This window comes from Pseudoalteromonas holothuriae, from assembly GCF_945859825.1.
In the GTDB taxonomy this organism is placed as follows: domain Bacteria; phylum Pseudomonadota; class Gammaproteobacteria; order Enterobacterales; family Alteromonadaceae; genus Pseudoalteromonas; species Pseudoalteromonas holothuriae.
The window spans coordinates 26,330-39,093 of the sequence record NZ_CAMAPC010000002.1 but is presented as its reverse complement, the minus strand read 5'-3'; the positions used below and the strand labels follow the sequence as shown (position 1 = coordinate 39,093).

Here is a 12,764-nt window from a genome sequence, read left to right as displayed (position 1 = left end):
ATGGATATAAAAAATTGACAGTCATTAATAAACTTCACATATACCTATGACTGCAGATCCCTGTTGAGAAAAACATAACCACTTAAGCGCCGCTGTGGAGTTCTTAGTGAATCAGTTTTTTACCGCAAATGACTTATAAAAAGTATTGCCAACTAAATAATCACAGGTTTGGATAAGGGTTTTAAAATAGTAAATGCTTAATAACTTGAACAAAGTATCATTCAATGAATGATACTTTGTTCAATATCAAGCCGCTTTTATACTGTTATAGTCAGCTATTACAGTATAAAAGCAACGCAAATTAGAGGGCTAAGTAACTTAACTAAGCGCTTAAAACTAGGTATTTTGAATTTTAAATTCTTGTTTACTCTTATATTCTTGAGCGTAACGGGGCTTTAAGAAGGATACCGATGGCTAAAAAAGCGATCCCAATAATTGCATTGGTATAAAAATCAAGTGACAGCCCCACTTCAAAGCCCTTTAACAACCCAACTAGTAGCATCACTGTCCATGATGCAACGGGCGCAAATAACAAATACCCTAATCGACTCATGTTTTTAACTAACAAACATGCGATGCCATAACATAAAAATGCAATCACCATCGCAACCATAAATACACCGGTCAATAAACTCAACCCTAATTGAGGCGAATCGGATATACCACTGCCAAATACTGATGTGATGAAAATCCATACAGCAGCTAAAACTAAAGCTGCACCCGCTATTAAAGCAAACCCTGCACCACTTAATGCTAATTTTGGCGCTTGAGGAGCAACACGCTTATATAGCTTAAGTAGTGCAAAGATACTGGCCGATAAAGCGGTTATTGCAGGAACTGCGGCCCATAAAATTGACAACTGGTAGTCAGAATAAGCCCGTATCCATAAACAGGCGGTGTTAACCAGCATAAAAACTCCTGCGATAAGAAAAAGCTTTGCATCCCATTGTGTAGGCCTATTGTTATAAATCATCGCTTTGCTCATTGTTTGCTCCGTAAGGTTTTCCTTTAAAATAATGATATGTAAGTTGCCTTAACAAAGCGCTTTAATCGTCTTAATGGGCCTATTTGAACGTTTTAATTTCATTTTTATTTGTCCAATAAAATTATACTGCTCATTTTGGACCTTGGATTGCAGGTAATGTAAATGGCAAAGTATTGGCTACTTCAAAATCCTTCTCTAAACTTGGTATTAGGTCGTTGTTTTTTACAGCTGTGAGTCATGGTTTAGGCAAGGCTAGCCTTCCCTGCAAAAGTTTCGTCGCACCATTATCTATGTGTGTTAACCAATAACGCTGAATAAATCGTCAAAAAGTAAACTCCACCTAAGTACATACATAGTAAAATCAAGCGAAATGAAACCCAACAAAAAAGCTAAGCTTTTTATTTTATTGAAAAATACCAAAATCAATGAGCTAACATGTGTGAGTAAAGTAAGATTCAACCCCCGTTAAAAGCATATTCTTTTAACAGTATATAATCTGAGATAACGATCTTCGTCATCTCAAATTGTAAGTGTCATTTGTACTACGGGCTTTAAAGGTTTAAGATACAACCGTGCAAGTCAAAGGATATAGTACCCATTAACTTTATATGGCTTAAGGCTGTAAAGTAGTATAACATCATGAATATATTGCTAATAAAAAATTAAAACTGAGGCCACATTCTTGAGTATTGATATTGTACCCACCGTGATTTATTCCAGCATGATGGGCATGACTATATTTGCTTTAGTTGATGTAGCAAGTAGAGATAAGCACAAACAGTCCCTATATCTCATAGGATTATTAGCTTTACTGCTGGTACATATTATTGGAGAGTTGTTTATTTATTCAGGAGCTTATCAATATGCACCTGCATTAGCTGGCTTGCAATTTCCAATTAGGATGCTGCTGGGACCAGCCTTGTACTTTTATGCTTTTGCAACCATGTCACCTGAGAAAGCACTGCCAAAAAAAGCCCACATATTAGCGTTGCTTGGTCCTGTAATTGTCATTATTGGCATGTTGCCTTTCATTTTTGGCATCACTTCAGATGAAAAACTTGCTATGGCCAACCCTGCCACACGAGATCCCGAGCTATTTAAAATAGCGGTGTTTACCTGTGTGTTTAGCATGTGTACGTTTATAGTGTTCACTGGTCTTTATTTAGCTGCCACATTTAAGTTGCAAAATCAGCACTGCTTACAATTAATGGAGCGATTTTCAGATATAGAAAAGCGCTCTATGAACTGGTTTAAAACAGTCTTGGTGCTGTGGGGTTTTGTATGGCTGTTCTTTTCGCTTGATTATGGCATTAGCTTTATTGGTTGGACTTGGTTTGGCTCTGGGGCTATTTTGCATCTCTTTGAAGCCTTAGTATTGGTGATCTTTTGCCACTTCGCCTTGAAACAACCCTTACTTAGCGATTCAGATAAAGGACAACCCCAAAGCAAACAGCCACGAACTGCAACCTTAGATGAAGCAACTATGGCCCTCATTGCCAGCAAGTTAAAAAATGCAATGAGTGAAGAGGCGCTTTTCTTAGAAGAAGAGCTCTCTTTAAAGCGACTTTCAGATGTCATTTCTGTAAGTGAAAACCATATTTCAGAAACCTTTTCTCAGTGCTTACATACTAACTTCTTCCAGTTTGTGAATAGCTATAGAATAAAACAGGCAATGTCTTTACTTACTAGTACAAATAAAACGGTATCAGTAATTGCCTATGACGTAGGCTTTAACTCTAAATCTACTTTTAACACTGCATTTAAGAAAATAGCGGGTGCCACTCCTACCGCGTATAGAAGCCAAGCTAACTCACTATCAAATGAGCAAACAATAGGTTAATTCGTGCTTATTACGATAGTTTATCAAGTTTAAGCTATTGATTTCACGAGATAATGCGATAATGAATAGCTTAGTAACTAAGCAAAAAATTTGGTATCTCGTTATTTTACATGAGTCATTTAGCTCGCTAAAATGATCAATGTTTTAATAAAAACTGGTATTAAATTATGTCACTATGTTGAGAGAATATCTTTTTAAGCCTTTGAATATTAGATTTAAAAAATGTGACATTACGTAATAGCTAATGAGTACGAGCAAGCAACAGATGGCACTGATTTTTCCTTATGTGCTGGTGTTGTCTGCTAACAAAGCCTTAACGAGGTAGTAAATCATATGGATAGCTCACACACTATAAAAATTAGAGCAGCCAACCCAGATGACTCTCTTTTGATTGCCACACTGCATGCTAAGAGTTGGCAAGAAAACTATAGAACTGCGATATCCAAAGAGTACTTACGCGATACTGTTTTTAACGAACGTAAACAAATTTGGCTAACTAGATTAAACCACCCAAAAATCAATCAGCTTGTTTTAATTGCACAAATTAATAATGAATTTTGCGGCTTTATTTGTTTGTATGGTAACAACCACCCTAAGTTTGGCACACTGATTGATAACCTGCATGTAAAGCCTGAAGCTAAAGGGCTAGGCGTAGGCTCAAGTTTACTATCTGCTGCCTCAAAGTGGGCACTAGCACACTATCAAACCCAAGGCTTATATCTTGAAGTACTTGCATGCAACCCCAAAGCGATTGCATTTTATGAGTCAAAAGGCGCACAGAACATAGGGTCAGGTTTTTGGCTCACACCATGTAACAACAAAACTAAAGAGTATATTTATCGCTGGAATTCGCCAGCAGATTTAATAAACAATGCTGTATATTGACTATCTACGATAGCAAGTCAAAGTTCATTACTGCCAAAATATAATCGGCAGTTGATTCCAGTACAACAGCACAATGCACAACTGTAACAGCAGTACGAGTGACGCCGAATCAAATTTTTGCACCTTACGCAACGGCCTCTTTTGATAACAAACATAAAGTGATACCAACACAGAGATAGGTAATAACCCTGACAAAATAGCTAAAGAGATACTTGCTGGTGTAATGTCTCCAAACTCTAAAAATGATTGCTCTGTAAATAAATATCCCGGCAATATAAATAGCAGAATATTTAATAAAACCAAACCAGTACCATACAGCTTTTCTTTATCCCATGTGCATGTTCTAAATAACCCAGTCAATACAAGATATGTTAGACCAAGTATTCCAAGCGCTAAGCTAAGCCAGTAAAAGACCACAGTTATTAACGAGCCTTTTTGGTATGTTTTAAGGCCATTACTTAGCATGAGCTCTTCATCATCATTAACGTATGCAACGTGTGATGGCTGTGCTCGAGTAATGTCTCTAAATAGATTATCACCTAATGGAAGCAGTATTTTATCTTTGCTTTGCAACGATTTTAGCGTTAAGTGGTCATTTGCAGACGCAACCCAAATAAAGTTAAAAATCATGTCAACAAACTCAAATTCTGCTCTATTATTTGGTGCCAGAAAGTAAATTCCTGTTAAATTCTCTAACTCTTGCTCAGCACCGCTAGGTAAAACGACAGGTGCAGACGCCACAGCCAATTTCTCGATAAACAACTTATTAAATTTTTCATAGTCTGCGGTTTCACTGTCGGTGTTAATTGTGTAAAAAAAGCCTTTATTCTCTTCAGGAAATATACAAATATAAGCGCGAAAACCAAATGTAGTACCTGGATGACACATGCCAACAACCCCATGCCTATCTCGAACTGCCAGCGCCAAACCATGTCCTATATTTAGCCCTGCATTATGGGCATCTGTTTTGTTAGGTAGTGATAGCATTGCCATAAGGTGTGAGGCAATAAACACCTCACCGTCCAACATGCCATCACTTAATAAAAACGCGATAAATTTTATCATGTCCTGTGCTGTTGTTGTGAATTGCCCAGCCGCTCTTGCATACATTGGAACCGCAAGCTGTTGCACATTATTTTCGTGATAACCCATTGCCAATAAGGAGCTTGCATTCATACCCTGTTGGCTCACAAATTCAAAAGTGCTGTCATCCATTTCTATAGGCTTTAATAGTTCCGTATCTAAGTAATATTCATACCGTACCGATGTTACACGTTCTATCACCATCCCAAGTAAGTTATAACCCATATTTGAATAAACATATTGTGTACCAGGCTCAGTTCTTACACGCAACAAGGTTGGATCATCAGCTGGGAAAGCCCCCTTTAAAGGCATATTGGGTGATGGCTTCGTACTTAAAAATTGCCACATTCTGATATTGTCCAAGCCTGCGGTGTGTTCAAGTAAGTGCTTGACCCTGATAGGAGAAGTATCACCCCACGGGTTGATAAAATTTAGCTCAGGAAGTAAAGATTCTACATTGGTGTTTAATGACAACTTCCCTTGTGTGATCAAGCGTAATACACCCACGGCTAATACAGACTTTGTAACCGAGCCAACATGCATCTGCGTTGTAACTTGCATTGGTTGAGAATCTGCAATATTGGCATAACCTGCAGCGCCCACCTCTATTTGATTATCAACAATGGTAGACCAGCTGATCCCCACTAAGTTTTCTTTTGTTAACACACCCGATATTTTACTTTCAAATGTACTATTCGCTGCAGCAAAAGAAGTATTCACATAAGAAGTGAACAAAATAAATAGTAGCACTGGGTACATCACAATATTTGGCATTTTCTTCCTTATAGTACCAATTGCATTAAATAAATGACGAGACATTGCGACAAATAAATAGCTTACAAACAGACAAAAAATCGGTATGTCGTTATTCTACATGAGCCTTTTAAACGCAGTTAATAAGTCATTTAGCTCGCTAGAATGATCAAATTTTCAATAAAATTAGTATAAAAATCAAGTTATTAATTTTTTACATTACGCTGCCTACTGAGGCTCGTGCGTAAGTTCATTATATTTTATTGCCAAAGATTAATAAGGTCGCTGTGAAGCGAATGTGAAATACACATCGCAACTGACATAAACTATTATGCTGCATTGCTCATTTCGCGTAATGAATGCCTTTGATTTGAAAAAAATTCATACCTCAAAGATCAACAGACCCTAGTGCTTTCCTAGTGAAAATAAATAGCACACCAATAAGTAAAACATTTCACCATCTTTATTGCAGTTCATTATTTGGGCAATTGTCATTGATTATAGATTGGGCCGATTTAAGTAGGCTATGCTCAGGACTTCGATGATCAGAGGTTACTTCAAACATAAAAATACCACCTAGTAACTCATCCTTTACATAACTAAATTTCTTTTTTATGGTTTGTGGTGATTCAAAATAGATATTATTAAATTTCTCTTTAGCTATATCTGCCAAATTTCCATCGAGTTCATTCACTATACTGCGATAAGAGTGATGATTTATCGTATTATTCGACGCATTTTCAAACTCAATGCCGTACGCTGGTACGCCAACTAAAACCTGATTTCTATTAAATCCTCTGTCTAATACGAACTCGATGGATTTTATGAATGTACTATAATCTGAGTGGTATCCAATCGCTGATTCAGGCCAAGCACCAGTAAAGTCAAATGCCATTAAATTAACGTAATCTGCATGCTTTTGTAGTTCAGGTAGGTATTGCTCTCCAACCCAGTGACCCGCCATAATATCTACCGTAAGAAGCAACTCTGGTTTCATAGTCGCTTTTAAACGTTTAACAAGATCTACTAGTTGTTGACTTTCGATAGGGTCATTGCCACTTTTTCCTTGCACATGCTGGTAAGTCCAATATTCCCAATCTATATCAATACCGTCAATTTTATGATGTTCAACATACAGCAATAAATTAGATACAAACTCTGTTACTCGCTCATGATTTTTATAAAGTTCAACAAACCCTTGGCTCCCCTTACCTGCACCACCGACAGAAATAATAACTTTTTTATCCTTACTATGAGCCAATGAAACAAGAGTATCTACAAATAAATCAGCCTCTTGGGAATGCAGTTCACCGGTAGACATTGGGTAAATTGAAGAAATGGCAATATGCGTGAAATCATTCCAAGGCAATGACTTTAATTCTGCATTACTATGCTTCCAAACAGGATAAACTGCAATAATGGGTTTACAACTCGGTTCAGAGATATGTTCAGCGTACATACTGCCTGATTTTTCAGAACAACCGAATAATGCTAAAAAAGCTACAAAAAAAATATATCTAACAAATAACTCCATACCAACCCGTTTATGCATATCAGTAAGCAACATGCATACTTGCAGCGCTCTACCTGCTAGCTGTTGCAAGACCAACACCAAAACACACAAAAATACTACCACTTACCTTGTTTAAAATAGCGCCGTCTTGTTTTGACGAAAACTTTGTTTTGGCAAGTGAGGCAAACAATGCATAGGCAGTATGAATCATAAGAACCAGTACGCTAAAAGTAACAGCTAAAAGTATAAACTGGGCCATGTAGCTTTGCGTTGTATTGATGAATTGGGGGAAAATAGCGATAAAAAACACAATGGCTTTTGGGTTTGAAACAGAAACGAAAAAACCTTCTAAAAAACAATATCGATAAGAAACGCTTTGCAAAGTGGGCGGTTGATCAACGCCTCCTTTAGATCGCAACATTTTAATACCCAAATAAATAAGGTATATCGCCCCCATCATTTTTACTACAGAGAAAGCGAAAAGAGAATTAGCAAGCAAAACACCAACGCCTGTAGCGGAAATGACAGCAACAAGCAAAATACCGAGCGAGACCCCAAAAATACCAGCTAGTGTTCTTGGTAACCCTCTTTGCATGGAATTGTTAAGCGTTAAAACAACTGCTGGGCCAGGAACCAAAATAGTCACCAAAGCAACACCAATATAAATGAGGTAATTATCCATTTATTCTCCTAATTATAGCTATTAAATAAGCAGTTTTAATCAAAACTAAAGACTCATTGAAATATCCACATTATCGGCCTTTATTAACTAGTCTCTTAAACTCTTTTTTACTAGAAAGTGTTAGCCATTTTTTTGTAGTCAATTTTGCGGCACTTGCACTACCCCAAGTAATATATCAACATATTTCACAACTGTTATCTTTTTTTTGCATTAACTTGTAAGTTTTCATTTCCTATTTTTATTCATCATCTCTAAAGTTGACTGGCTAAATATTAACGCCTTTTACACATATACAAATCAACTTAAAATATGGTGATTACAGTACATTTAATCAGTTAAAATTCTTTAAATACTTCATAGTTAGTAAGTGCTATAAGCTATGTTCAAATATTCACAATCATGCCTTAGAGTATCTTTAAGCTGTTATTTTTCATTTTCATTGGTTAGGCATCCATTTAATAAAAATGAGTGCAAATAAATCATAAACTTATTTCTACTTTCTAATTTATTAGCGCAGAGAAATATAGCGCGCTTATTCACTTAAAAATATTAAAGAACAACCCATTCTATTAAACGATTAACGCTTAACAGCCTGAAAGACTCATGATACAGTACGCAAAATGTTATAACATATCAAAATGAAGGATTGATAATGATACCCTCACATTATGCTTGTCGTTTAAGCGTACTTTCTCTTTCACTGGCTGCCGCTTTTTCGGCTCAAGCGAATGATAACTCAGCAATAGAGACAATTGAAGTCACCGGCGAGCGTCAAGCTTATCGTGGTGAGTTTACTCACTTACAGTCTCCAGAAGCTGTTTTAGAATTTGATGCAGAACTTATTGAAAGCACTGGCTTAAATGGCTTAACACAAATTCTAGATATGTCGGCCTCAGTGAGCCGTCAAAATAGTTTAGGTGGGCTTTGGGATAGTTTTGCTATTCGTGGCTTTTTTGGCGATGAAAATGTGCCCAGTGGCTATTTAGTTAATGGCTTTAATGCCGGTCGAGGTTTCTCAGGGCCCCGTGATGCCTCAGGCATTGAACGAGTTGAGGTACTCAAAGGGCCAAAGGCGGCACTATTTGGCCGTGGGGAGCCTGGCGGGTCAATTAACTTAGTCACTAAGAAGCCAACATTTACGTCTTCAAGTGCGTTTGAATTAACTTTGGGCAGCCGCCAAAATCAGCGTGTAGAAGCCGATGTTAACACTGTATTGTCTGATAATTTGGCAGGTCGATTTATCGGCTTTTACCAACAAGAAGACAGCTTTCGCGACACCATAGAAACACAAAAACAAGGTATTACGGCTGCATTTGCTTTTGAACACAATGAACGCTCTTCTTGGACATATGAGCTTGAATATGCAGAGCAAGAAATCCCATTCGATAGAGGAATTATCGCGTTGCAAGGTAATTTTGATTTTATGCCTATTGAGCGCTTTTTAGGTGAGCCAGGTGACGGGCCCACGACCACAATGGTACACGGACACCAACTGCAGTGGCAATATGATGTCAATGATGTATGGCAATTAAGCTCTGCGCTGGCATTTAGACAAACAGAATTGGATAGCTTATCAAGTGATGCTGATGTGTCACCTTCACGCCAAAAACTATACCTTGATGGTCAAACCTTAACACGCCAACACCGAAGTAGAGCGTATGATACGGATCAATACGTGGCGCGTTTTGAGTTAGCGGGAGATATTGAAGCTGGCGGATTTAAGCATCACATCATCGCAGGTATCGACTATGACCGCTTTGAATTTGATAGAGATTATCGTGTCGCGCGAGCACCCGCTCTTAGCACAAGCCCTACTAACGCACAGTTATATGCATTGAATATACATCAACCAGTTTATGGACAACATACACCACCCACACCAAAGCCTGTGGTTGTACGTCAACAAAACCAGTGGGCGACAGGTATGTATATTCAAGATCAAATCAGTGTGTCTGACTCATTACAAATACGAATTGGAGGCAGGTTTGATTGGTTAAAGCAAACAACTGACGATAAAATACGCAACCTGTCTGCGGAGCAATCTGAGCAACATTTTAGCCCTCAGCTGGGGCTTGTATATCAATTAACTGACAACTGGTCACTCTATTCAACTTATGGTGAAGGATACCGCTTAAACTTTGGAACTGACCATCAAGGTAATGGCTTTGAACCCAATCAAAGTGAGTCTGTAGAGCTTGGTACAAAATGGTCATTAATTGATAACAGTTTAGATATTACGCTGGCCTATTTTGACAGTGAACAAACCAATATTATTGTCGCCGATGTGCAAAACCCAGGATTTAATACCGCTATTGGCGAGGCCAGCAGCCGTGGTGTTGAACTAGATATTGCAGGACAATTACCTGGTGATGCACAAATTAGGTTTTCATATACGTACCTCGATGCTCAAGTAGAAAAAGACTCGATAGATACTGGCTTATACGTTGGCATCAAAGCGGGTGATGATTTACTGAATATTCCAGAAAATGCGGCAAGCTTACAACTTATCAAACATTATAAGATCTATGACAAGAATATGTCTGCAGGCATTGGTTTTCAATATGTTGATAAGCGATTAGGGCAACGCGGTAGTGACTTCTATTTGCCATCTTATGTGGTTTTTAACCTCTTTGCTGAATATGAAGTCAATGAGCGCTGGGCTATCAAAGCACAAGTACACAATGCGTTTGACCGTAAACATTACACTAACTCATATACACAAATGTGGGTTCAACCCGGTGAGCCTCGTAAGATTCAACTTTCAACTTCTTATAACTTCTAACCTAAAAAAGTGCCTTGTCCCACAAGGCATCAATTTGCTTTTAGCAGCATGTATATAGTTTAGGTAAAATACTTCCACACACTTATTTACACACAAGCAATACAAATGATATGTTATAACATAAATTAAGGATGACATAGCAATTTACTTATGACGATATCTCACTCGGTAGAAACCCATGCGGCACACATTGCACATGAATACAAAAATATTACAGCAATGTCTAAACTCGAAATAACACCAGACAATATGAGCAAGTTTCATCGCTTTTTAGACTTATTATCTAATGAGCATGGCAGTGAGTTCGCAACTGGTGTATTAGCTCAACCAGATATTCAGCAAATAAAACCCGGTATCCAACACTTATTCAGTCAAGCATCAAGTTTGTATGAAAGACACTGGGCGCAACGCCTTATTCAAAGCGAAGATTCAGCGACTTTATTAAGACAAGAGTATCCTTATTTTCAACATTATGAGCGAGCAACTGGCCTTGAGATTAACGCGATTTACTCATTGGCTAACGAACCTGTAAAAAATGTTTTAATGGTTGGCTCAGGGGCGCTGCCACTCACCTCTTTGGCGTTGCTTAATGCCGATTTGGTCGTAGAGAACCTCGATATCAACCAATCAGATCTCATGCTAGGCAAAGCGGTTAGTGAAGCCTTGAGGCCAGACAAAAACATGACCTTTATTCACAATGATGTGTGTAAGCAAGACCAATTACAGCAATATGATGTTATTTGGCTTGCGGCATTAGTCGGTGATGAAAAGATTAAAGATCAGATCATTAAACATTTATTTGAACACATGCGCCCAGGTGCGCAATTGGTGGTGCGCACAGCGTATAATTTGCGCACATTACTATATCCTAGTATTGATGAGTCTGGGCTTTTACCATTTGCACTGAAATTAAAGGTGCAAACATATGCAGATAACTTTCACTCGATTTTAATTGCACAAAAGCCAGTGTAATCATTATGTCTATTTTTTCTTCTTATCAAAAGCTCAATAATCAATATCGCTGGATGCTATGCGCCACATTTGTATTCAACTTGGGTTTTTATATGCTGATCCCATTTTTAGCCGGATACTTAAAACAAGACTTACTACTGAGTGCAACACTGGTAGGTATCGTGCTTGGTGTTCGATCATTTTGCCAGCAAGGCCTCTTTTTAGTCGGTGGGTTACTGGCTGATTTATTTGGTGCGAAAACACTCATTGTCATTGGCTGTTTACTGCGTGCGATTGGGTTTTTACTCTTTTTGTTCGCGCAAATAACGCCGATGCTGTTTATCGCTGCTTTTTTAACTGGCTTTGCGGGGGCACTGTTCACACCCGCTGCACAAGCTTATTTTGCGAAACAAGAAATGATCAGTCGAGCACAAATGTTTTCATTAGTCGGGGTAGCAAGAAACGGCGGTGAATTATTAGGCCCGCTGTGTGGCTTGCTATTGCTCAATATAGGCTTCGATATTTTGTGTATTGTAGCATCCATACCATTTTTAATTTTTACCGTGATATTTACTATTTTGCTGCCTAAATCTGCTATTTCAAGTCATACAAAACACAACACTAATACAAGTTCAAAGAATATATCAGGTATGATCACTCGCGTATTAGGCAATAGAGGTTTCTTAAAGTTTTCTGCCATTATGATGGGCTATTTTATGCTCATCAATCAAATTTCTTTTGCGATCCCCATTCATATTGTTAATCAATCTGGCGAATTACAAGATGTGGCATGGGTGCTTACACTGTGTGCAATTATTGCGATTTGCTTGCAATTTCCAGTAACTCGGCTGTGTGAGCGATGGCTTGCACCTCAACATTGGATAACAGTTGGTATCGCGTTGATGGGCTTATCATTTGGTTCCCTTGTACCAGATTGGCCTTTTAATGAAGGTATACTTTACTACGTACCACTGAGTGTGTTGGCAATCGTATTTACACTGGGCACCATGGTCAGCTTTCCTTTTATCATGAGTCAAATATCAGATTTGGCTAACAACCATTATGTTGCCACACATTATGGGTTCTTTTACCTGTTTGCAGGCGTTGGACTTATCGCCGGTAGCAGTATCGTAGGCCTCGCATTTGACTTATCGGATATTAGTACACACTTGGCATGGTATTGCTTAATGGCTATAGGTCTGGTGAGCGCAGTATTACATGCACTGCTAATGCCCTCACATGTAGAGCAAGAACAAAGCCGGTTAACTCACCCATCTACTCATTAGTAAG

The 12,764-nt window shown here is 38.2% G+C and carries 9 protein-coding genes; 5 read left to right on the top strand and 4 right to left on the bottom strand.

Annotated features, from left to right (window positions below):
* Window positions 1-370: 370 nt before the first annotated feature.
* Window positions 371-985, bottom strand: coding sequence for a hypothetical protein (locus OCI93_RS02475; RefSeq protein ID WP_261625696.1), 615 nt, complete (start codon window positions 983-985; stop codon window positions 371-373).
* Between the two features lie 682 nt (window positions 986-1,667).
* Between OCI93_RS02475 and OCI93_RS02470 the strand changes: the two genes are divergently transcribed.
* Window positions 1,668-2,825 carry a helix-turn-helix domain-containing protein gene (locus OCI93_RS02470; protein WP_261595267.1) on the top strand — a complete coding sequence of 386 codons (1,158 nt, stop codon included), beginning with the start codon at window positions 1,668-1,670 and terminating at the stop codon, window positions 2,823-2,825.
* Between the two features lie 333 nt (window positions 2,826-3,158).
* Entirely contained in the window at window positions 3,159-3,710 is a 552-nt protein-coding gene (locus tag OCI93_RS02465; RefSeq protein ID WP_261595266.1) for a GNAT family N-acetyltransferase, read from the top strand.
* A gap of 27 nt (window positions 3,711-3,737) precedes the next feature.
* Here the strand turns inward: OCI93_RS02465 and OCI93_RS02460 are convergent, their stop codons facing one another.
* The 3 genes from OCI93_RS02460 to OCI93_RS02450 form a co-directional block, all read right to left on the bottom strand.
* Entirely contained in the window at window positions 3,738-5,567 is a 1,830-nt protein-coding gene (locus tag OCI93_RS02460) for a serine hydrolase domain-containing protein (protein WP_261625695.1), read from the bottom strand.
* A 442-nt stretch (window positions 5,568-6,009) separates the two neighbouring features.
* Window positions 6,010-7,149, bottom strand: a complete 1,140-nt coding sequence (locus OCI93_RS02455; protein WP_261625694.1) for a glycoside hydrolase family 18 protein — start codon at window positions 7,147-7,149, stop codon at window positions 6,010-6,012.
* On the bottom strand, window positions 7,130-7,741 hold the full coding sequence (locus OCI93_RS02450) for a LysE family translocator (RefSeq protein ID WP_261595263.1): 612 nt from the start codon (window positions 7,739-7,741) through the stop codon (window positions 7,130-7,132). Before OCI93_RS02450 ends, OCI93_RS02455 begins: the two co-directional genes overlap by 20 nt.
* Before the next feature lie 652 nt (window positions 7,742-8,393).
* Here OCI93_RS02450 and OCI93_RS02445 point away from each other — a divergent pair.
* The 3 genes from OCI93_RS02445 to OCI93_RS02435 all read left to right on the top strand — a co-directional run bounded on the left by OCI93_RS02445 (window position 8,394) and on the right by OCI93_RS02435 (window position 12,760).
* The gene (locus OCI93_RS02445) at window positions 8,394-10,523 is read left to right on the top strand and encodes a TonB-dependent siderophore receptor (protein ID WP_261625693.1); all 2,130 of its coding nucleotides are present in this window, start codon (window positions 8,394-8,396) and stop codon (window positions 10,521-10,523) included.
* Window positions 10,524-10,673: 150 nt separating this feature from the next.
* The gene (locus tag OCI93_RS02440) at window positions 10,674-11,495 is read left to right on the top strand and encodes a nicotianamine synthase family protein (protein ID WP_261625692.1); all 822 of its coding nucleotides are present in this window, start codon (window positions 10,674-10,676) and stop codon (window positions 11,493-11,495) included.
* Between the two features lie 5 nt (window positions 11,496-11,500).
* Entirely contained in the window at window positions 11,501-12,760 is a 1,260-nt protein-coding gene (locus tag OCI93_RS02435) for an MDR family MFS transporter (protein WP_261591847.1), read from the top strand.
* Window positions 12,761-12,764 lie beyond the last annotated feature (4 nt).

What these genes read in the sequence shown, in the direction of transcription:
- OCI93_RS02435 (WP_261591847.1), top strand. Translation starts at nt 11,501, where the DNA reads ATGTCTATTTTTTCTTCTTATCAAAAGCTCAATAATCAATATCGCTGG.
- OCI93_RS02440 (WP_261625692.1), top strand. Translation starts at nt 10,674, where the DNA reads ATGACGATATCTCACTCGGTAGAAACCCATGCGGCACACATTGCACAT.
- OCI93_RS02465 (WP_261595266.1), top strand. Translation starts at nt 3,159, where the DNA reads ATGGATAGCTCACACACTATAAAAATTAGAGCAGCCAACCCAGATGAC.
- OCI93_RS02450 (WP_261595263.1), bottom strand. Translation starts at nt 7,741, where the DNA reads ATGGATAATTACCTCATTTATATTGGTGTTGCTTTGGTGACTATTTTG.
- OCI93_RS02445 (WP_261625693.1), top strand. Translation starts at nt 8,394, where the DNA reads ATGATACCCTCACATTATGCTTGTCGTTTAAGCGTACTTTCTCTTTCA.
- OCI93_RS02475 (WP_261625696.1), bottom strand. Translation starts at nt 985, where the DNA reads ATGAGCAAAGCGATGATTTATAACAATAGGCCTACACAATGGGATGCA.
- OCI93_RS02460 (WP_261625695.1), bottom strand. Translation starts at nt 5,567, where the DNA reads ATGCCAAATATTGTGATGTACCCAGTGCTACTATTTATTTTGTTCACT.